Annotated in this window: 18 protein-coding genes and 1 pseudogene; 16 read left to right on the forward strand and 3 right to left on the reverse strand. The window is 60.4% G+C overall.

Translation table 11 applies throughout. The features are described 5' to 3' along the window. Positions 1–4: 4 nt before the first annotated feature. Positions 5–520 (reverse strand): Hcp family type VI secretion system effector, encoded by a 516-nt coding sequence (locus A7K61_RS24970; RefSeq protein WP_014718214.1) that lies wholly within the window; start codon positions 518–520, stop codon positions 5–7. A 468-nt stretch (positions 521–988) separates the two neighbouring features. Here A7K61_RS24970 and tssA point away from each other — a divergent pair, with 468 nt between their 5' ends. From tssA to A7K61_RS25045, 15 genes and pseudogenes are all read left to right on the forward strand, one after another. Continuing rightward, positions 989–2,533, forward strand: coding sequence for a type VI secretion system protein TssA (gene tssA / locus A7K61_RS24975; protein ID WP_069558586.1), 1,545 nt, complete (start codon positions 989–991; stop codon positions 2,531–2,533). A gap of 25 nt (positions 2,534–2,558) precedes the next feature. Further along, the gene (gene tssB, locus A7K61_RS24980) at positions 2,559–3,056 is read left to right on the forward strand and encodes a type VI secretion system contractile sheath small subunit (protein ID WP_069558577.1); all 498 of its coding nucleotides are present in this window, start codon (positions 2,559–2,561) and stop codon (positions 3,054–3,056) included. 27 nt (positions 3,057–3,083) lie between these two features. Next, positions 3,084–4,562, forward strand: a complete 1,479-nt coding sequence (gene tssC, locus A7K61_RS24985; protein ID WP_044274274.1) for a type VI secretion system contractile sheath large subunit — start codon at positions 3,084–3,086, stop codon at positions 4,560–4,562. 14 nt (positions 4,563–4,576) lie between these two features. Further along, positions 4,577–4,978: a type VI secretion system baseplate subunit TssE gene (gene tssE, locus A7K61_RS24990; RefSeq protein ID WP_044274272.1), complete on the forward strand. Its 402-nt coding sequence runs from the start codon at positions 4,577–4,579 to the stop codon at positions 4,976–4,978. Further along, positions 4,968–6,755, forward strand: coding sequence for a type VI secretion system baseplate subunit TssF (gene tssF / locus A7K61_RS24995; protein ID WP_069558578.1), 1,788 nt, complete (start codon positions 4,968–4,970; stop codon positions 6,753–6,755). Before tssE ends, tssF begins: the two co-directional genes overlap by 11 nt. Beyond that, positions 6,719–7,741, forward strand: a complete 1,023-nt coding sequence (gene tssG, locus A7K61_RS25000) for a type VI secretion system baseplate subunit TssG (RefSeq protein ID WP_047711049.1) — start codon at positions 6,719–6,721, stop codon at positions 7,739–7,741. The genes tssF and tssG overlap by 37 nt, the downstream gene beginning before the upstream one ends. Then, the gene (locus tag A7K61_RS25005; protein WP_069558579.1) at positions 7,738–9,249 is read left to right on the forward strand and encodes a sigma-54-dependent Fis family transcriptional regulator; all 1,512 of its coding nucleotides are present in this window, start codon (positions 7,738–7,740) and stop codon (positions 9,247–9,249) included. The genes tssG and A7K61_RS25005 overlap by 4 nt, the downstream gene beginning before the upstream one ends. A 35-nt stretch (positions 9,250–9,284) precedes the next feature. Then, positions 9,285–9,416 (forward strand): hypothetical protein, encoded by a 132-nt coding sequence (locus A7K61_RS25010; RefSeq protein ID WP_003191783.1) that lies wholly within the window; start codon positions 9,285–9,287, stop codon positions 9,414–9,416. An 11-nt stretch (positions 9,417–9,427) separates the two neighbouring features. Further along, positions 9,428–10,624: a type VI secretion system-associated FHA domain protein TagH gene (gene tagH, locus A7K61_RS25015; protein ID WP_069558580.1), complete on the forward strand. Its 1,197-nt coding sequence runs from the start codon at positions 9,428–9,430 to the stop codon at positions 10,622–10,624. 5 nt (positions 10,625–10,629) lie between these two features. Next, complete coding sequence (tssJ, locus tag A7K61_RS25020; RefSeq protein WP_044274263.1) at positions 10,630–11,115, forward strand: type VI secretion system lipoprotein TssJ; 486 nt, start codon at positions 10,630–10,632, stop codon at positions 11,113–11,115. Position 11,116: 1 nt separating this feature from the next. After that, positions 11,117–12,445 carry a type VI secretion system baseplate subunit TssK gene (tssK, locus tag A7K61_RS25025; protein WP_069558581.1) on the forward strand — a complete coding sequence of 443 codons (1,329 nt, stop codon included), beginning with the start codon at positions 11,117–11,119 and terminating at the stop codon, positions 12,443–12,445. Between the two features lie 5 nt (positions 12,446–12,450). Next, the gene (icmH, locus tag A7K61_RS25030) at positions 12,451–13,311 is read left to right on the forward strand and encodes a type IVB secretion system protein IcmH/DotU (protein WP_069558582.1); all 861 of its coding nucleotides are present in this window, start codon (positions 12,451–12,453) and stop codon (positions 13,309–13,311) included. Positions 13,312–13,327: 16 nt separating this feature from the next. Continuing rightward, complete coding sequence (gene tssM / locus A7K61_RS25035) at positions 13,328–16,693, forward strand: type VI secretion system membrane subunit TssM (protein WP_069558583.1); 3,366 nt, start codon at positions 13,328–13,330, stop codon at positions 16,691–16,693. A 5-nt stretch (positions 16,694–16,698) separates the two neighbouring features. Next, positions 16,699–17,421 carry a PP2C family serine/threonine-protein phosphatase gene (locus tag A7K61_RS25040; RefSeq protein WP_069558584.1) on the forward strand — a complete coding sequence of 241 codons (723 nt, stop codon included), beginning with the start codon at positions 16,699–16,701 and terminating at the stop codon, positions 17,419–17,421. Then, positions 17,418–18,244, forward strand: a pseudogene (locus A7K61_RS25045) (serine/threonine-protein kinase). Before A7K61_RS25040 ends, A7K61_RS25045 begins: the two are co-directional and overlap by 4 nt. Before the next feature lie 8 nt (positions 18,245–18,252). On the opposite strand, the gene A7K61_RS25050 reads toward A7K61_RS25045, so the two are convergent. Then, a complete protein-coding gene (locus A7K61_RS25050) occupies positions 18,253–18,582 on the reverse strand; it encodes a DUF6388 family protein (RefSeq protein ID WP_003191771.1) in 330 nt (109 codons plus the stop codon). 11 nt (positions 18,583–18,593) lie between these two features. After that, entirely contained in the window at positions 18,594–18,848 is a 255-nt protein-coding gene (locus A7K61_RS25055; protein WP_228391207.1) for a hypothetical protein, read from the reverse strand. A gap of 345 nt (positions 18,849–19,193) precedes the next feature. Here A7K61_RS25055 and A7K61_RS25060 point away from each other — a divergent pair, with 345 nt between their 5' ends. Beyond that, the gene (locus tag A7K61_RS25060; RefSeq protein WP_069558585.1) at positions 19,194–21,263 is read left to right on the forward strand and encodes an EAL domain-containing protein; all 2,070 of its coding nucleotides are present in this window, start codon (positions 19,194–19,196) and stop codon (positions 21,261–21,263) included. Positions 21,264–21,582 lie beyond the last annotated feature (319 nt).

Genomic DNA, 21,582 nt, shown 5'->3' on the forward strand with positions numbered 1-21,582 from the left:
ACCGTTAACCCGTCACTGGGCTACGCCAGTCATCCGAGCCGGACGTTCCGGCGACTTCGTGAGTCCAGATGATTTTGCGATAGGTGAAGTGCACATCCTCCAGATGGGTGAAGTGGGCGTTGTCTGGGTCTTGGCAGTTGGGCATGCGCGATTGGATGTCGACGATGGTGGCGCCTTCCAGTTCAATCGTGAAGTAATGCTCCTGGGTTCCGGCCGAGGAGGTGCGCAGCCATTCGAGGCGGCAGGACACTTCTTCGCCGGTGGTCAGGGCGCTGAACAGCAAGGGTGAGGATTTATCGAAAACCTTGCTGATCATCAGCGGTTTATGCACGCGCTGACCGGTCGGCTGGCCCGACTGCGGGTCGCGGGGAATGATTACCTGATGAGCAAACGCCTGCACCAGAATCTGGTCCTCATGGCCTTCCTGATAAATGTTGCCTACCGAGTCCTGGGTAAATGTGCCTGCCGTAATCAAACCTTGTTTGACACCGGTGATGGAGAGGTACGCGGGTGTGGGCATGACGGGTTTCCTTGCCTGATTGAGTAGGTATTGCCGGGCAGCGAGAGCGCTGACCGGGCAGGTTCCTATAACAAGAAGCGTGCCTGAAAGTGTGAGGCTCAATGAAATAAGGGCGAAAAATACTCAGCATCCTTTATTGAGCGTTTGCTGTAGTGCTGTGGGTGGTTTTTAGTGTCATTAGTTGCACAGACATGCGCATTTAGTTGCTCATGTCATATGTTTGGTAAATACATGGTTTTAGGCTGTGGATGATGGGTTTCGCTTGGGTGGGCTGCGCAAATAGCTGCGCAGGCCTTTATTTTCAGGTGGTGTAGGATGTTTCTTAAGTTCCGTTCTGTTACTTGCTGATTGTTTTTTTCGTGGCTAAGGTTCGCTCACTTCAATGTGTTTTGTGCGGAAGTTCAAGGGCGGTTTAACAGTGATGTTAATTTTGCCTACTTTGCCTTGGATGGTTGTGTGCAGCCCAAAATGGTTTATTCAGAAAAGCAATATGCCTATTACTTAGAACTTGCACGGACAGCGTGCTCGCCAAGCAGTTTTGTTGGCAGTGACATGCGCTATTCAAGTGAGTTTGAAGTGCTGGAAGCCGAGCTGGGCAAGGCGCACTCCATTCATGGGGCAGGCCTGCCGGATTGGCAGAAGATCAGCGAAATCAGTGAGTGCATTCTGCGTGAGCATTCCAAGGATCTGCGCGTCGCCGCCTGGTTGGCCTGGGCCCTGTACCAGCGTGATTCATTTGCTGGGTTGCTGGCGGGGCTCGGTGTGTTGCGTGAACTCTGCGAGCGTCATTGGGCGCAGGTCTATCCCGTTAAGCTGCGTACCCGCATTGCGGTGTTTGGCTGGTTGGTGTCGCGCCTTGAACAAGTGTGTGCGCACAACGTCCCGCTCGAGGATCAACGACCTTTATGTCAGGCGCTGCTGGAACACCTGGAATGTCTTGATCGGCTATGGGGCGAACAGCTTGGCAGCGAGGCGCCGTTACTGTTGCCGGTTCGCCGGCAGCTGTCGGCGCGTTTGGCCCAGGCTACAGCCGAACCTGGCGGCGTCGCGGGCATCATTGCCCAGGTCAAGCCAGCGCCAACTCCACTGCTACAGGCCGAGCAACCGCTCAATAACGAAAAAGACGCGCACAAACGGCTGCGCGCCTTGCAGGAGCAGGCTCGACCTTTATGTGCCTGGTGGTTGCGTCAGGATGCCACCGACCCGCGTGCCTTGCGCCTGGCCCGAACCTTGGCGTGGCTGATGCTCGTCAATTATCCCGACGCCAATAGTGAGCGGGTGACGGCGCTGCGCCCATTGGCTGGCGACAAGCGCAAGCGCTATCAAGACCGCTTCAGCCAAGGCCATTACACCGATCTGTTGCTTGAACTTGAGGTCAGCCTGGCCGGTGCGATGTTCTGGTTCGACGGGTTGCGCATGGTCTGGGAGTGCCTGGAGGCCTTGCACGCAGAGCTGGCCATGACCGAACTGGAAATGCAATTCGCTCTGCTGCTGCATCGCCTGCCGAACCTGCCTGAGTATCGGTTCGAGGACGGCACGCCCTTTGCCGACCCCGCGACAGGTGAGTGGATCGCGCTTCACGTGATGCGTCACGTACACAAGCCCGAGCCCTCCAGTGTGGTCGTCGACAGCGTCGCACAGCCTTGGGACGCGGCGTTGCAAGCCGTGATGCCCTGCCTGCGCAAGGACGGCCTCAAGGCTGCGGTGGGGGGGCTCAAGCAAGGGCTGCGGGCGGCGTGCGGTGATCGAGCGCGCTTTCATTGGCACCTGGCGCTGGCCAGGTTGTGTGTGGCGGCCGGCAAGCATGACCTGGCCAGGATCCAGCTGGAACAACTCGACCTGCAGTTACAGCGCACGGGCCTGGAAAATTGGGAGCCGCAGCTGGCCGTGCAAGTCGGCCAGCTGCTGTATCGCTGCTACGACCTGTTGCCACAAAACCAATCCGTACAAGACGCAAAAGACACCCTGCATCGCCGGTTGTGCCATTTCGACCTGGAAGCAGTACTTGAATAGTGCCTCATCAAAAAGGAAAAGCACCATGGCCAAAGACGGTTCGGTAGCCCCAAAGGAACGCATCAACATTACCTTCAAACCCGCCGTCGGTGGCGCTCAGGAAGACGTCGAGCTGCCGTTGAAGCTGCTGGTGCTGGGGGATTTTTCCCTGCGCGCGGACCCGCGCAAACTTGAAGATCGCAAGCCCATCGGCATCGACAAGCACACCTTTGACGAGGTGTTGGCCAAGCAAGCATTGAGCCTGACGCTGAGCGTGCCCAACCGCCTCCAGGAGGCAACCGACATGGAAGAGTTGCCGGTCCAGGTGCGGATCAGCGCGATGAAGGACTTCAACCCCGCGAACCTGGTGGAACAGATTCCGCAATTGCAAAAGCTGATGGCTTTGCGTGAGGCGTTGGTGGCGCTCAAGGGCCCGCTGGGTAATACGCCCAGCTTTCGCAACGCTATCGAGCGGACGCTGGCCAATGGCGACTCCCGCGCACGAGTGCTCGCCGAATTGGGGCTGGATAGGCCCCAAGCCTGACATTTTCAGTAAAAGGACACTGACACCATGACCACGATTCAACACGGCCCGCAACCCGTACAGGTTATCGAAGGCGGTAGCATCCTCGATAACATCATTTCCCAGACATTGCTCAGCGCCGACGACGAGGCTTACGGCATCGCCAAGCGCGGGGTCTCGGCGTTTATCGCAGAGCTGGTCAAGCCACATAATTGTGACGAGCCGGTAAAAAAACGCCTGGTCGACCGGATGATCGCCGAGATCGATACCAAGCTCAGCGAGCAAATGGATGAGATTCTTCACCACCCGGAGTTCCAGGCTCTGGAGGCTTCGTGGCGAGGCTTGCAGTTGCTGGTTGAGCGCACCGATTTTCGCGAGAACATCAAGATCGAGCTGTTGAATGTCTCGCGCCAGGACCTGCTGGATGATTTTGAAGACTCCTCGGAAATTACCCAGTCCGGGTTGTACAAACACGTCTATAGCGCCGAATACGGCCAGTTTGGCGGCCAGCCGGTGGGCGCGATCATTGCCAACTACTTTCTTTCGCCCAGTGCACCCGATGTGAAACTGATGCAATACGCATCCAGCGTCGCCGGCATGGCCCACGCACCCTTTATCGCTGCGGCGGGGCCGAGTTTCTTCGGCTTGGAAAGCTTCAGCGGGTTGCCCGACCTGAAGGATCTGCGGGACCATTTCGAAGGCCCGCAGTTTGCCAAATGGCAAAGTTTCCGGCAGAGCGAAGACGCCCGATATATTGGCCTCACCGTACCGCGCTTTCTGCTGCGCACCCCTTATGACCCCCTTGAGTGCCCGGTCAAGACCTTCGCCTACCAGGAGAATGTGGTTAACAGCCACGAGCATTACTTGTGGGGCAATACCGCCTACGCCTTCGCCACTCGCCTGACCGATAGCTTTGCGCGCTTTCGCTGGTGCCCCAACATCATTGGCCCGCAAAGCGGCGGGGCGGTCGAAGACCTTCCGCTGCATCACTTCCAGAGCATGGGCGAGATCGAAACCAAGATTCCTACGGAGGTGCTGATTTCGGACCGGCGTGAGTACGAACTGGCACAAGAAGGTTTCATCGCCTTGACCATGCGCAAGGGCAGTGACAACGCAGCGTTTTTTTCCGCCAGCTCCGTGCAGAAGCCCAAATCTTTTGGCATCAGTGAGGAGGGCCGGGCGGCAGAGCTGAATTACCGTTTGGGCACTCAATTGCCCTACATGATGGTGGTCAACCGCCTGGCTCATTACCTCAAGGTGCTGCAACGGGAGCAGTTGGGCGCATGGAAAGAGCGCACGGACCTGGAGTTGGAACTCAACAAATGGGTTCGCCAATACGTCGCGGACCAGGAAAACCCCAGTGCCGAGGTGCGTGGGCGTCGCCCCTTGCGTGCCGCGCGCATTGTGGTCAGCGATGTCGAGGGAGAGCCTGGCTGGTATCGGGTCAACGTCACGGTACGCCCGCATTTCAAATACATGGGGGCAGACTTCACGTTGTCCCTGGTCGGCAAGCTCGATAAAGAATGAGCGGAGGCCAGGGCATGCTTGAGCACAACAGCCTTTTCGAACGTCTTGAGCGTGGTGCGTCTAACCCGGGCGCCGCCGTGGCGTCCATCGCCGCACATTTGGGGAAAATGCTCAGCACTCGTGCGGGCAGTGTCCGGACGCTGCCTGATTATGGCTTGCCTGACCTCAATGATATGCGGCTCAGCTTGCATGAATCCTTGAGTCAGTCGCGCCTGCATATCGAACGGTTTATCCAGGCGTATGAGCCGCGGCTGACGAATGTCCGTGTCAGGCTGCTGCCGGTTGTGCGTGACTCCTTGTCCCTGGCATTCGCCATTGAGGCTGAGCGGATGATCGAGGGTGCCCTGCATCCTGTGGTGTTCCACGCGCGCCTTACAGATACCGGGCGGGTTGAGGTCTTTGCCGATGGCGCTTGACCGTTATTTCCAAAGCGAACTCAGCGCGCTGCGCCAACTGGGGCGGCGTTTTTCCGAGCGTAATCCCGCCCTGGCGCCGTTTCTTGGCGAAGCCGGCCAGGATCCGGATGTCGAGCGCTTGCTGGAGGGCTTTGCATTCCTGACCGGGCGCCTGCGCCAGAAGCTGGATGACGAACTACCGGAGTTGACCCACTCATTGATGCACTTGCTGTGGCCTCATTACATGCGGCCGATACCGGCCTTCAGCATCCTGCAATTCGACCCGTTGAAACGTGCCGGCCCCAGCGTTCGGGTGGCTCGGGACACCGCTGTGCAAAGCGCCCCCATCCAAGGAGAGCGTTGCCGGTTCCGCACCTGCTATGCCACCGACGTCATGCCGTTGCAGCTCAACGGCCTGGAATACAGATGCCAGGGCGAAGAGGCCTGGTTGGACTTGCGCCTGCGCATGAGTGTCGACGGCAGCTTCAGTGAGTTGATATTCGATTCGCTGCGACTGCACCTGGCCGGTGACCATTACATCAGTCAGGGCCTGTATCTGAGCCTATTGCGCCACCTGGAGGGCATCAGCCTGCAACTCGTGGATCACGACGGTCTGCCGATCAACGCCGGCGATGGCCAACCCGTGACGCTGCGGCTCAATGCCAACCAGGTCCGGCCGGTGGGGTTTGCCCCGGACCAGGCGTTGATTCCTTATCCGCAGAACACCCTGGAGGGTTATCGGCACCTGCAGGAGTACTTCGCGTTTCCCGAGAAGTACCTGTTTGTCGATGTCGAAGGCCTGGAGGTGTTGCACACGTTGTCTCACGAGTTGCTCCGGCAGGCGCACGGCCTGGTGATGCGTTTCGAACTTCGCACCCAGGGCCGTGAGCCCCTGCGTCCTACCCTGGATAACGTGAAGCTGTATTGCACGCCCATCGTCAACCTGTTTACCCAGGATGCCGTTCCCATTCGCCTGGACGGTAAACAGGACGAGTACCTCCTGGTGCCTGGGGAATACACGCCGGGCAATGCCAGCGTGTTTTCCGTGGATAAGGTCACCGGCTGGCGCCCCGGTGGTTTGGGCTATCAAACCTACGTGCCGTTCGAGTCGTTTGAACATGATTGCAACAGTGAGCCTCTGGCGGCACCGCCCAGCTACAGCATTCGCCAACGTTCGTCGGTCCAACATGCCGGGCTCGACACCTGGATGGGGTTCGGCAATCGCCGCGAACAGGGCCAGGAAACCCTGTCGGTCGAACTGACCTGTACCAATTGCAACCTGCCACGGCAATTACGTGCAGGCGAGATCAACCAGCCCGGCGAACAGACACCGGAGTCGTTGACGTTCGGCAATATCACCGCGCCAACGGCGAGCTACGCGCCGCCCCTGGACCAGAATTTTCTGTGGAAGCTCATCAGCAACATGTCGCTCAACTATTTGTCGTTGACCGATATCAACGCCTTGAAAGTGATTCTCGAAACCTACGACCTGCCGCGTTATTACGATCGCCAGGCGCTGAAGGTCAGCCAGAAAAGACTCGGGGCCTTGCGCGCCATCCGTCATGAGGCGATTGATCGCCTGCATCGTGGGTTGCCCGTGCGAGGTGTGCGGGTCGATCTGACCGTCGATTCCCAGGGCTTTGTCGGTCCGGGCGACTTGTTTGTATTCGCTTCGGTCCTCAATCAGTTCTTTGCGCTTTATGCCAGCCTCAATTCCCATCACGAGTTGCGTGTCATCAGCACACAAGGAGACGTGTATCTATGGCCATCCCGGATCGGGCAGCAACCCCTGCTCTGAATCAACTTTGCCGGGGTATCCGTGAATACACGCTGTTCCAGGCGGTTTTGCAGGTCACCGAGCGATTGCGTGAGGCTCATCCGCTGCTGGATGAGGACGCGCTGTACGACCAGTTGGAGTTCCAGGCCAACCCTGGCTTGGGGTTTGCCGCGCACGATATTGACCGAGTGGAGTTCTTTATGGAGCACGGACATTTGCGCGCACGCCTGCGCCTCAATGTGCTGGGGTTATTTGGCGCCGGGTCCCCACTGCCTGCGTTTTATGGTGAGCAGGCATTTGCCGAACAGCCGGGCGGCAACCCGACTCGAGACTTCCTCGATCTGTTCCATCATCGCCTGCACCGGCTGATGCTCCCGATCTGGCGCAAATACCGCTATCGGGCGTGTTTCCGGGCAGGCGCCAATGATGGTTTTTCCGAGCAGATGTTTGCCTTGACGGGGCTGGGTGGTGCCGCGATCCGTGGCGCTTGCCAGCTCGATTGCAAGCGCTTGCTGCCCTACCTGGGCCTGCTGAGCGTGCGTGTGCACTCGGCGGCGTTGATCGAATCGGTCCTGCGTTACTACTTCAAGCACGACGCGTTGTTTATCGAGCAGTGGGTTGAACGCCAGGTCGAGGTCAGCCAGGTACAGCGCAACGACCTGGGACGAACCAACAGTGTGCTGGGCGAGGACCTGGTGCTGGGGCGCCGCGTCGCTGACCGCAGTGGCAAGTTCAGGGTGCATGTCCGCGCGTTGGGGTGGCAGCGTTTTCACGACTTCCTGCCCGCGGGAAAGGCCTGTGAGCCGCTGCGCTCGCTGGTGCGCCTGACCCTGCGCGATCCATTGGAATACGACCTGCGTCTGGTAATGGCACAGGGTCAGATCAGAGCCCTGCACATTGGCGAAAACACGGTTTGCCGCTTGGGCTGGACCACCTGGTTGGGGCGCGAGCGGGCCGATGGCGTCGTCACGCTAACCGGCAATTTCATTAGGGATGAATGGACATGATGAACAGGGATTTTCAACACATGATCGACGCACTGTCTGCCTGTTTCGCACGCTTGGGGTTCGAGCGTGATGAACGCGCGTTACCTGACGTATGTGTCAGCGCGGCGGCCCGGCTGAGCCAGTGCGACGTCAGCCAGTTGTACCTGCTCGATGAAGTGACCGGCGGGCTTGAACTGATCGCCCAACATCTTGCCCAGGTGCCGTCGCTCGCCGTAGTGCCTTCACGGCCTGGTCAGCATTCCCAACAGTTGCTGTACGACACCTTGACCCAGGGCACAGCGTTGAGCCTGGAGGATGTGCAAGGCAGCGGCCATGACATGGGTTTCCTGCCAGCATTGGCGACACCTTGGCGGGCACTATTAAGCGTGCCGCTGTTCAATCGATGCGAACGCATGACTGGTGTGCTGGTATGCGCCCGCCAACACCCGGCCCAGCTGCAAGGCTACGCTCCCTCCTTGGGGCATTTGGGCAACTTCGCCGTCAACCAGTTGCGCGTACTGCGCGATGGGCAGCCCAACGTTGGCACACAGCCCGAATGCAACACACCCTTGGCTGGCGCATACGGCTTGATTGGCACCAGCGCGGCGATGGAGCAGGCGTGCCGGCTGATCAGTAAAGTCTTGAACACCCCTTACACCGTGCTACTGCAGGGCGAGACCGGCACGGGCAAGGAAGTGGTGGCCCGGGCCATTCACGCGGCCGGGCCGCGCAAGGCCAAGGCGTTTGTCGTGCAAAACTGCGCGGCGTTCCCGGAAGGGTTGCTTGAAAGCGAGCTGTTCGGTTACCGCAAAGGCGCGTTCACGGGTGCCGAACGCAATCACGCGGGGCTGTTCGACACCGCACATGGCGGTACGTTGCTGTTGGATGAGATCGGCGATATGCCGCTGCCCTTGCAAGCCAAATTGCTACGCGTATTGCAGGAGGGTGAGGTTCGCCCGCTGGGTGCCAGTGCGGCACACAAGGTCGACGTGCGCATCATTGCCGCGACCCACCGCGACCTCGCGGCGATGGTCGCCGAAGGGCGCTTTCGTGAAGACCTCTATTACCGACTGGCTCAGTTCCCCATCACCTTGCCGGCCCTGCGCGAGCGAGACGGCGATGTGCTGCAACTGGCGCGCCATTTCACGGCCAAGGTGTGCGCAGCGTTGGGCAGGCCACCTGTCGAGTGGTCGAATACCGCCCTTGATCAACTGTCCAGCCACGGTTTTCCCGGCAACGTGCGCGAGCTCAAATGCCTGGTGGAGCGCGCCGTGTTGTTGTGTGACGACCGCGTGATTCGGCCCGAGCACCTGGCGCTGCCCCTGGCATTTAAGCCGGCCACTCCCGATGACGTGACGCTGCGCCAACGTATGGAGCGAGTGGAGCGCACGTTCCTGCTCGACTGCCTGCACAAGAACCACGGCAATCGTACCCGTACCGCGCGGGAGCTTGGGGTCGCCCGGCGTACCCTGCTTTACCGTCTGGCCCGTTTGAATATTCCCTTTGGTGATGCCCGGGAGGAACGCTGAATGACGCACTCGATTTTTACTGGGGGAGAAGCCTGATGCCTGATCGTGCGTGGCACGTCGTCGTGCTGGTGATGTGTTTGTTGGGAGGCTGTAACGCCAACTATGTGTTCGATGATGCCGAGTACCACCCCTTGGGTGATCCGCAGGCGATCATTCGTGGCCGCTGAAAGGAGAGGGCATGAAGCTGCAGCTTGTGTTTGAGGTCTGCGCCTGCGAGAGCGACAAGAGCCTACTTTTGGCCCGCAAAGTATTTGACGGTGCAGGCGGCGTGATCGGGCGCGGCCCTGGATGTGACTGGGTGATCCCTGACGCCAGTCGCGTACTCTCCAGCCATCATGGGTTGATCGGTTACCGTGAAGGCCGTTATTTCCTCACGGATATCAGCCGCAACGGTATAGGACTGGCCAGCAGTCCTGAGCGCCTGCGCAAGGGGCAGGCGCGATTGATCAGTGACGGTGACGTCTTCGAGCTGGGGGTATTGACGATACGTGCGCGCCTGCTGGAATCGACGCGACCTTCCGACGAGTTGCTGACGCCCGCGGCAGTACCGATCCCCGATGACGCTTTCCTGTCGCTGGACCCGCTGCACGGCTTGGAGCTTGATCGCCAGATGCAGGCCACCTCCGATGATCTGGAGGCCTTGAACAAGAGCGCCGATGAGCAAGCGATATGGGCAGATCACTTTGGGGCCGATAGCGAGCACGTGGCCTTGCCGCGTCGGCAAGCCCCTTCGATAGAGGTTGCCGCCGTACCCGCTGTTGCGATGACCCCATCGACCGACGAGGTGTTCTGGTCACAATTTGCAGCGGTCCTGGGCGTCGACCTTACGGCCCTCGACACGCTGGCCCGGGAGGCACTGGCGATCAAGGTGGCACGCTTGTTTCGGGTGACGATCGAAGGGCTGCAACAGGGTTTGCGCACTCGGGAAGAACTGAATAACGAATTGGGTACGGCGGCGTTCGCCAGTCAGGGCATGGGCCAGAACCCCTTGAAAGTGTATCGCGACACCGATGCTGCGTTGGCCGCGATGCTCGATACCCGGGAGTTGGGGCAACTGCCTGCCGTGCGCGCCATTGCCCAGGTGCACCGAGAACTGCAGGTGCATCAGATTGCGCTGCTGGCCGCTTGTCGAAGCGCCATACGTAACGCCCGCGCGGCCTTTGAGCCGAGCCACCTGTTGGGGTGCTTTGAGTCCCAGGGCAAATCGGCCGGGTTTTTCTCCGATGGCGGGCATTGGCGGGCCTACCAGCGTCACTACCAGCGTGTGGTGGCGCAAGACCAGCTGAATGATCGCCCGTTGGGCGGCGACTTCGCCAAAGCCTATGAGGAGCAGTTGCGCCTGCTCTCCAGCCTGCACATGGATTTTCCAGGATGATAGTCATGTATCGAGCCACCCTTGTTTCGCTGTTGCTCTTGTGCGGGCTGTTGGCGGGCTGCAGTGCCGTCTCACCATTTTCCAGGCTGACCAAGCTGGATGTGGTGCTGACCGCCAGCGAGCACGTCAACCCGGACCTGCACGGTCGTCCTTCTCCCGTGGTGGTGCAGTTGATCGAACTGCGCCATGGCGTCGCCTTTGAACATGCCGACTTCTTCAGCCTGTATGGCAATGCGCAGCAGGCGCTGCCCAAGGACTGGGTCGGCAGCGAGGAGGTTGAACTGCGTCCGGGTGACGGGCTGGCGCTCAAACTGCGCATCGCGCCTGAGAGCCGTTTTGTGGGAGTGCTGGCCGCTTATCGAGACTTGCCCCATGTGCAATGGCGGCTGCTGGTGCCCTTGACGGTGCAGCAACGCAACCGTGCCGAGTTGGTGCTGGACGAGGGCGGTATACGTGTTGCCGAGCCGCTCGCTGCTGTGGAGACGCAATAACATGCAGGTTCATAAAGTTATCTGGCAGGAAGGCATGTTGTTGCGGCCACAGCACTTGCAGCACAACGACCGTTATTACCAGCAGCAGCTCAATCAGACCCGCCTGCTGGGCAGTGACACCTGGGGTTTGCTCACGCTCGAACTCAATACGCAGTACCTCAAGCTGGGCAAGCTGGTGGTCAACCAGGCCAGTGGCGTGTTACCGGACGGCAGCCTGTTTGAATTGAATGCCGCCATGGAGCCGCTGGTGCTGCAGGTGCCAAAGGATGCAGGCACGCAAGGGGTTTACCTGGCGCTGCCGCTGGCCAGCGGCAGTCACCTTGAGGTCCGCCAGCCTGCGCAAAGCGAGGTGTTGGCGCGCTACCTCAGCTGTGAAGTGGAAGTGGGAGACTCCAACGTGGGCGTGGATACGCGTTGCCGAATCCACTGCGCGCGCCCGGATTTACGTCTTGTGCTGGGTGAACAGCCGGGTGACCAGCACTTCGTCAAGCTCAAGGTGGCCCAGGTACTGGACGCCAGCAGTGAAGGCGGCGTGAATCTGGATACGGCGTTCATCCCGACGTTTATCTTCGTGCAGGAGCACGGGTACGTGGCGTCGTGCCTCAAGGAGGTAATTGGCCTGCTTGCCAGCCGGGGCGATGCCATCGCGGCGCGCATTCGTGGCGAGAGCACAGCCGCAGGCACGCACATCGCCGATTTCCTGATGCTGCAAGTGATCAATCGTAGCGAGTTGGAGCTGCGCCACTGCCTGAGCCAGGCGCGGGTGCGGCCCGAAGCGGTGTTCCGTGCGCTGGTGTCGCTGCTTGGGGAGCTATCAACCTTCACCACTGACAGCAAACGCGTGCAGTTGGATGTTCATTACCAACACGGTGATCAGGGCGCCAGTTTTCGCGCTCTGATGGTGCAGTTGCGTATGGCGCTGTCGGTGGTGCTGGAGCAACAGGCGATCGAGTTGACATTGCAGCCACGCCAATACGGCGTTCTGGTATGCCCGGTCAGCGAGTTGAAATTGCTGGGCACCGCCACCTTCATCCTGGCAGCCACTGCGCAGTGTGAGGCGCAGGAACTACGCCAGCGCCTGCCAGCACACCTGAAAGTCGCGCCGGTTGAGCACATACGTGAGTTGGTCAACCTGCATTTGGCCGGAATCAAGGTCAAGCCCCTGCCAGTGGCGCCGCGACAGATTCCGTTCCATGCCGGCAAGACCTATTTCATGCTCGATATGAGCCCCCGTGATATCGCGCAGCTAGAGCAGTCGGGTGGTTTCGCTTTCCACGTAGGGGGTGAATTCACCGGGCTTGAACTCGACTTCTGGGCCATCAGGAACTGAATGCCATGGACAGTGAATACACCCAGGATGAAAAAACCGTCCTGCTCGACCGGGAGACTCATGAGCCTGCCCAGGGGCCGTTGACGGATTTCCCGTCGCCGCCGCGCTACGAACAGCTGCAAGACCGCATGATCTACGCCGGCCACAGGCTCGATATCCAGAGCTTTCAGGCAGGGCTCAACCCGCTGGTTGCCGCAGCCTGGGCGGTATTGTTTGAAGTTATAGGGCTCAGGGTCTGCTCCGGCCGTGAAAACCTGGGCACGCTCAACGATCGGTTAGCGTTGGCGGTGACTCAGTTCGAAACCCGCGCCTTGCAGGGCGGCGTGGAGAACAGCCAGGTCATGTCGGCGCGCTATGTGTTGTGCAGCGTGATCGATGAGGCGGTGGTGACGACCCCGTGGGGGGCGCAAAGCGAATGGTCGAAGATGAGCCTGTTGAGCCGCTTTCATAACGAAACCTTTGGCGGCGAAAAAGTGTTCCAGTTGCTGGAGCGCCTCACGCGCGACCCGGTGAAGCACCTGGCGATGCTGGAGTTGCTGTACCTGTGCCTGTCCCTGGGGTTCGAAGGTAAATACCGGGTGATGGAGCGGGGTGTGGCGCAACTTGAGGCGGTGCGCGATGCGTTGTATCGCCAGATCAGGCATGTACGGGGGGAACCGGCGGCGGTAGCGCTACTGCCTGCCCAGCCAAAGGCCGAACGGCGCAAGCTGGTGCGTGTCATCCCTGCCACCTGGTGGGTCGGCCTCACCTTGGTGTGTGTGCTGGCGATGTACGCAGGGTTTGCCTGGGTACTGAGCAACGAGCGTACGCACGCGCTGCAACCCCTTCAACTGTCGGCGTCGGATCTGCTCCGCACGCCTTTGTAAACGCTGGGAGCATTGAATGATCGCATTCTTCAAGGGGATGGGCACCGTGCTGGGCAGGATTTGGGTGTGGAGCCTGTTGCTGGTGCTGTCCTGTGCGGCAATGGTGTGGTTTTTGGGGCCGCTGCTGGCGGTGGATGACCACCGTATCTGGGCCGGAGCGACTGCGCGGCTGGTCACCATCAGCAGTGTGTTCTTGTTATGGGGACTGGCTATGGCGGTTGCGGGGCCCGGTTTTGCAGCCTGGCGCCAAAGGCCTGAACGCGAGGCGCGTCAGCAGCCGATGACGGGGGTGGAGGACGAACGCCGACACCTGCGCAGTCGGTTCAAGAAAGCCGTGCACCTGCTCAAGACGTCCCGCCATTATGGAGAACGTAACGCGCGTTGGCGTCATGAGCTGCCCTGGTACCTGTTGATCGGCGAGCCGGGCAGTGGCAAGACGCAATTGCTGGCGGCAGCGGGCTTACCGCTGGCGCTGGATCACGGGCAAGCGCGGCCGACAGGTACGAGTGCCCATTGTGACTGGTATTTCGGCGACGAAGGCGTCCTGGTCGACACCCCGGGGCGCTACCTTACCCAGCCCGACCGTTCAGTGGACGCCGCAGGCTGGGCTACCTTGCTGCAACTGCTTAGGCGGCGTCGCCGGGTGCGCCCGCTCAGCGGTGTGGTGGTGACGTTGTCTGCCGATACGCTGGCGAGCGCCACTGAATACGACCTGGATCATCATGCCCGCCGTGTACATTCGCGCTTGCAGGAGATCCAACAGACGCTGCATGTGGATGTGCCGATTTACCTGGTGTTGACCCACGCCGACCAGTTGCCGGGATTCGCACAATACTTCGACTCACCCCTTGGAGAAAGTGCCGACAGCGTGCTTGGGCAGCACCTGCATGCCTGCGCCGAGGGGACTGACACGACGCAGGTTCGTCAGGCGGTCGAGCGATTATTGCAACGCTTGAACAGTGAGCTGATTGGGCGATTGCATCAGGAGCGCAATGTCGAGCGGCGTGGACAGATGCTCGAGTTTCCCCAACAAGCAGCACGAATGGGGGAGCAGGTTAGTCTGTTCGTTGACATGGCGTTTTGCGCTCATCGCTACCAACCCATCAACGGTTTGCGAGGGTTCTTCTTGACCTGCGCCGATGGCAGGCACCCGCGCTTTGTGCAGGGCCTGTTCAGCCAGGTGATCTTCGCCGAGGCCGACCTGGCGGGCTTGCAAGCCCACGAACAGCAACGTTTGCGTTGGCGCCAGGGCGCGCAGGCGATGGCTGCGGCGCTGGTTATTGTCGGTGTCGGCGGGCTGTGGGGGCACAGTTACTCCGTCAACCATCAACGCCTGGCCCAATTGTCGGCGCTGACCTCACACCCGCTGCTAGCCCTTGCGGCCGACGATGAAAGCGCGGCGCTGTTGGCGCTGTTGGACGCGCGACTGGCGGCGACCCAGGTTTTTCCAGGGCCGGCAGATGTACGCCTGGTGGAGCGCACCGGGCTGTATCAGGGGGAACTGAGCCGTCCCCGCGTCGATCAAGCCTATGAACAGGCGCTGCAACAGCTATTGCTGGCCTGGATAGCCGCCCAGTTGGAAGAACAGGTACTCGCTAGCCTGGGGGACCGGGAGCGGCTGCTCGACGACCTGCGTGCCTACCTGATGCTCAATCTGCGCGAGCGCCGTGACACGACCTGGCTGGCGGAACATATCGCAAGCCTTTGGTCGGTGCGGTTTGCCGGGGATATGCCGACACAGAAGCGCCTTAATACGCACCTCGCCCGGCTGCTGGAGCAACCGTTTGTGGCGCCGCTCAACGAAGAGCGGGTGGCGCAGGCCCGTGAAGCGCTGAGGGGCGAATCGTTGGCCGATGGGGTCTATCGGGTATTGCGCGAACAAGCGCGCAGCCTGGAGCCGTTGCGGCTGGCCGAGGGTAAGGTGTTCGCCGCTATCGACCCGCCTGTGCCGGGGTTCTATACCAAACGCTATGTGCAGTACTTCGAGGCGCAGGGCCCGCGGTTGGTAAACGCCATCACCCAGGACAACTGGGTGCTAGGGCAGGGCGCCGACTTGAGCCCCCAGGACTTGCGGCGCCTGATGGCTGAACTGCGGCAACGCTATTTCAGCGAGTATGCCGATGCCTGGAGCGATGCGCTTGGCCGAGTCAGGCTGCAGGAGACCGACAACCTGCGCCAGGATGCCGAGCAACTGATGAACCTGACGTCGGCGCAATCGCCCTTGATTCGTCTGTTGCAACAGGTGCGTGAAAACACGCGTCTGTTGCCAGGCCCTGGACTGCTGGACAAAGTGGCCCAGCAGTCGGCAGACCTGGGCGAGATGGCCAAGTCGCGGTTGACGGCAGGGCAGACGGCTATTGTCGAGGCGCCGCGGCGCGCCTTGCAGCGCCGCTTTGAGCCTTTGCATCAATTGCTGGATGAGCAGCACAACCCTGGCGTAGAGCTGACTCAGGCGTTGCGCCTGCTGGATGAAGTACACCTGCAACTGACGGCATTGAACCGTGACAGCGCACCCGAGCAGGCGGCTTTCCTGCGTGCCAGGCAGCGCATGGAGGGCCAGCAGGATGCATTGGGCAATCTGCGTGACGCCGCCGCGCGCCTGCCGCTGCCCGTTGCCGGCTGGCTCGAAGGTGTGGCCGATGACAGTTGGCGGCATCTGCTGGAGCAGGCCTATGTGCACGTCAACCAACGTTATCGGAGCGAGGTGCATAGCCTTTACGCCAAGGCCATTGGCCGACGTTACCCATTCAATGCGCACGCCAGCAGTGAGGTCGCCCTTCACGACTTTCAGGAGTTCTTCAAGCCACGCGGGGTAATGGCGCGCTTTTATGAGGGCTACCTGCGGCCTTTTATCAGCGTCGACGGCAGCCGCTATCGACTGCGTGGGCTGGATGGCCAGAGTTTGCCGGTTTCGCGTGCGCTGCTGGAGCAACTGATGAAAACTCAGGTCATCCGCCGTGGCTTTTTTACCGAAGACGCGGGGGAGCTATCTGTGCGATTCACCTTGGCGCCCTACAGCCTGGACCCATCGGTCAGCCGTGCGATCCTGCGGTTTGGCGACCAGCAATTGGAGTATCGCCACGGTCCGATCGTACCCATGGCGTTCCATTGGCCCACCGATGCAGACAATGGGCGCAGCAGCCTCGTTCTGGAGAGAGGCACGCAGCAGCGACCCTTGGGTATCGAAAAGAACACCGGGGCGTGGTCGTTGTTCCGGTTTCTGGATCTGCTGCAGAAAGAGCCCGCCAGTGGCCGAAATATACAGCTACTCAAGGCAAACCTCGCCGGCCTGCGCGCCAATTACCGGCTCACCAGCCAGCGCACGCCTGGCCCGTTTGACATGGACTCATGGCGTACCTTTCGCCTGCCGGAGCAACTGTGAATCCGATGGAGGCGCCGTGGCGCAGCGCCGGGCGCACGCAGCGAGGCCAGGCGCGGTTGCGCAATGAGGATGCGTTCCTGGACAACCCGCGCGCGGGTTGCTGGGCGGTGGCGGACGGCATGGGCGGGTATCGGCACGGGGATGTCGCGAGCCAGTGGGTGGTCAGCCAGTTGGCGTCAGTGTCGGCGGACGGCAACCTTGACCAACGTATCCAGGCGGTTCGCCACAGGTTGCAGGACGTCAATCAATGGGTGAGGCGCGCATGGACAGAGCCTGGCGCAAGCGGTGACGTGACGATGGGCAGCACCGTGGTTGCCCTGTTGCTGGAGAAGGACCGGGCGGCCTGTCTATGGGCGGGAGACAGCCGTTGCTATTTATGGCGCGACCAGAGCCTTTATCAGTTGTCCAAGGACCACTCGCTGCTGCAGCGCCTTATGGACGAGCGTCAGTTGAGTGTGGCGCAAGCCCAGGCCTACCCGGGTGCCAGGGCCTTGACCCGGGCCGTTGGCGCGCGTTCGCGTTTGCACCTTGAAGTACTGGAACTGCGCACCCGCCCAGGGGACGTGTTTTTGTTGTGCAGTGATGGCTTGTATCAGGCCCTCAGCCACGTTGACCTGGGGCGGGCGTTGAGTATGGGCACGCCTCAACGGGCAGTGGAACGGCTATTTGCAGGGGCGTTGCGCAGGCCGGTACGTGATGACCTGACCGCGGTCGTGGTGCAGCCTTGAACTCGACAGCTTCATCTTCCCGTTTATTGGCTGGGCGTTATCACCTTGAACGTGTCTTGGGCTGCGGTGGCATGGGCAGGGTGTACCGCGCGCGAGACCTGTTGCACGAGCAGTTGGGCGAACCCTGTTCCAAGGTAGCGATCAAGCTACTCGACGAACCCATTTCCCAGTGCCCCGACGCGCATGTGTTGTTGTACCGCGAGTTTGCCTTGGCCCGCAGCCTTCGGCATGAACGCGTGGTACGGGTGTTTTCGTTTGAGGTCGATACACACAGCCACGTCGCGTTTTTCACCATGGAGTTGCTACAAGGGATGACGCTGGACCGCCTGCTGCTGGAGTGCCCCCAGGGCTTGCCCTGGCGGGAGTTGCGCCCTATCGCCTTGCAGTTACTGGATGCGCTGGTTTACACCCACCAGCAAGATGTTCTGCACGGTGACGTCAAACCCGCCAATGTCATGGTGGGCGAGGAGGGCGTGCGCTTGTTCGATTTTGGCCTGGGCCATGCTCAAGCAGAGGCTGCGGTGGGTTTGCCGAGTGTCAGCCGCAGTCGTTTCAATGCCTGGACACCTGCCTACGCCGCCCCGGAACTGTTGGCCGGCGGTGCGCTGACCTGTACGGCGTGGCCTGCATCCTGTACGAACTGGCCCACGGCAGTCGCGTTGGCAAGCGCGCCTCAGACCGGTTGCCCCGACCCGCGCAGTTGCCCAGGCATTGCTGGGCAGCGTTACAGGCCGCGTTGGCGATAGACCCGCAGCACCGAAGCATAACGGTGGCCGAGTTGCGTCACGTCATGGGGCGCAACCGAGCACGCTGGTGCTTGTAAGGCAAAGGTCAAACGGCCAAGCCGTGCAACTGGCAGTACTGCGCCCAGTCCATGCCCGCCATTTGCGCGACTTCTTTATGCACTTCGCGGCGCTGAGCCTCGAAGGTTTCGGTGGAGTCGGCCGTCAGCTTGAGGGTCAATTCCCAGGCGAACAGCTTTTGCTGTTCAGCGTACGCTTCGAAAGCCTCATGCAGCCGTTCGGCGCGATACTGCGCCAGGGTTTCGCCCCTGGCCTGGGCTACCAGCGGGTTAAGGCTGTCCAGCTCGGCAGCGACCTGCGGTTGTTCGCGCAGGAATCTGTCCAGTGCAAGCTGGTGCGTATCGTTGGGTGCCGACATAGGTAGACACCTTAATGAGAAGGGTGGGAGCCGCTATCGGACGTGCGTGTGTTGAGGTGATGGCGAGCACGCTTGCGCGACCTGCGCCGCATCCAGTTCTGCAACGGCGCGAGCAAGAAAAACATCAGGTAGGCGACCAGCACCAGGGCCAGATCTACCCAGGTTTCAGCCACAGGCCCGGTAAACAATTCAATGACGTTCTTGATCACAAACAGCAACACCACGCTGCACAACCACAGCAGGATGGTGACAAATAGAGGACGCATGTTACTTGAGCGCTTGTCTTGCATAGTGAGGTTCTCTCCTTTGGCCTGTTGTCGTTCCAGGCAAGATTCCCTGAGTGCGTACCCATTATCAGACAGGTTGTAACATCGTATAACACGCACAAAACGTGCGGATGATACCGACTCAGACAGCCTTAGGGGATGATTCAAGTCAGAAAGTTCGATAAATCTGTAAGGATTTAGTCTAGCAACCCGGCATTGACTGGCAAAAAAGCCGGGCGGGGACGGGTATAAAGGCTTTCGCTTCGGCTATCAGGGCGTGTAGCGTTAGCGGGTGTTTCCGGCCCTGATCTTCAGCGGCAGTCGGTGACAGGCAGAGGACGGCCCATGGCGCACACCCTGTTCAAACTTTTCCTGACCCAGCGCCTGGCAGTCCTGGCCAGCACGGAGTCGTTGCGTGCGATTCGGGAGGGACTGCTGTGGATCCTGCCGTGCCTGTTGGTGTCCGCCGGTTTCCTGATTCTGTCCGAATGCGCCCTGGCGCTGGGTTTCGATCCGCAGGTGGTGAGTTTCCTGGCGGGGTTGCATAAACAGATCAGTTCGGTGATCCCACTGCTGGTCGCGGCCTCCATCGGTTATATGTTGGCGATTCAACACCGTCTGCCACAGCTGCCGGTCGCGTTTCTGTGCCTGGCCCATGTGGTGGTCGCCACCTTCGTGCTGCGTGATTACCCACGTGCTTCGGCCACGTTTTTATTGTTTATTGCCATTGCTTCGCCCTTGATCAATGTGCCGGCCATTGCGTGGCTGCATCGCTTTCGCTGGACGCGCCTGGTCAACCAAGACCTGGTCGGCCATAACCTCAAGGGCACCATCAACATGGTGGTGCCTGGCGCACTCACAGCCTTGGCGTTGGTGGCGGTGTTGTCGTTGCTGCTGTTGATCCCCCATGTGGCGCAAATCCAGGGGCCGCAGGTGCTTGATGCGTTGCAGGCGCCTTACGGCAGTGGGTTGTTTGTCACCCTGATGAATTCGCTGCTGTGGTTCTTCGGCATTCATGGCGTGTATGCCATGCAGCCGTTATTCGATGCCTTGGACCAGGCGGTGGCGCTCAATGGCGCAGCGTTGGCGACGGGAGAGCCGGTGCTGTACCTGCTCAACAACGGCTTGCTGGGCAGTTTTGCCTTTATCGGTGGCTCGGGCGCAACCTTATGCTTGTTGTTGGCGATCCTGCTGTTTTCCAAGAGCCAGTCCATGCGCTTGCTGGCGGTGGCCAGTTTGCCGTTGTCGTTATTCAATGTCAGCGAGGTGTTGTTGTTCGGTTTGCCGATCATTCTCAACCCGCGTCTGTTTATACCGTTTCTACTGGTACCGGCGTTCAACGCGATGGTGGCGTTGATGGTCGTGCAATTGGGCTGGGTGTCGCCGGCGGTGGCCAGCGTGCCGTTTACCGCCCCGGTCCTGCTCAATGCCTACCTCAGCACCCACGGCGACGTGGCGGCGGTGGTGTTGCAGATCGTTCTGCTGGGGGCCGGTACGCTGGTGTATGCACCCTACGTCAGGGCCATTCATCGCCAGTCCAGCGATGGCGGCACGGTGTACCTCAAATCCCTGGACATGACGTTTCGCGGCCTTGAAGAGAAAGGCCGCCTGCTGGAGTTCGACCCGGTGCTGGCCACTCACCAGACATTGGCCCGCCAGGCAGCGGAGTTGAACCGCATCCAGCAGATCAGTGATTACGAGTTCTACCTTGAGTTTCAACCCCAGGTCTCCACCCGCACCGGTTTGTGCACCGGCTGCGAGGCGCTGATGCGCGCCCGGGACAGCCAGGGCACGGTGCATTCGCCCTGGGAGTTCCTGCAATGGCTGGCGCACGCCAGGCTGATGCCGGACGTGGATGTGTGGGTGGCGTCCCAGGCCGTGCGTCAGTATCAGAAATGGCAGAAGGTGGGTTTTGAACTGCCGATGACCATCAATATTTCCAGCACTACGCTCAAGGACGCGGCCTACGGCGATCGGCTGGTGGAAATTCTTGCCCAGGCCCGAGGGCGGGTGTCAGTGGAAATTACCGAAGACGCGCTGGTCAGTGATATCCCGGCCACTCGCCAGACCATCCAGAAGCTGCAGGCCATGGGGGCCAAGGTCTATCTGGATGATTTTGGCACTGGGTTTTCTGCGCTGAGTTACTTGCACCAGTTTCCTGTGGATTTCATCAAGATCGACCGCAGTTTTGTGGTGGCTCAGCGTGACCCTAAAGGCGCTCAGGTGCTGACCGGTATGTTGCGCTTCTGCGAGGCCTTGGATCTGGGGGTGGTGGTGGAGGGGGTTGAGACGGCTGAGCAGTTGGCGTTTTTGAGTCATGGGCCTGAGTTGTTTATTCAGGGCTGGTATTTCAGCAAGGCACTGCCTGGGGATCAGATGCCGCGCTTTGTGCGGGAGCGCAGGGCGTTGGTGTGATGGCCGACGCTTATCTAACTGACACCTTGCGGCCCAACTGTGGGAGCTGGCTTGCCTGCGATGGCGGCCTCCCAGCCGACGCCTATCCACCTGACACCCCGGCAGTCCAAATGTGGGAGCTGGCTTGCCTGCGATAGCGGCCTGTCAGCCAACACCTATCTACCTGACACTCAGAGATCAAACTGTGGGAGCGGGCTTGCTCGCGAAGGCGGCCTGACAGTCAACACAGTTGGATTGTGTGCATATCCATTTCTGCGGTAACGGCCGCTTAGGGTTCCGCCCTGACGGCGGCTCACTTTTGAAAAGCGCAAAAGTAAGC

This window comes from Pseudomonas sp. AP42, assembly GCF_001728935.1.
Classification (GTDB): domain Bacteria; phylum Pseudomonadota; class Gammaproteobacteria; order Pseudomonadales; family Pseudomonadaceae; genus Aquipseudomonas; species Aquipseudomonas lactis.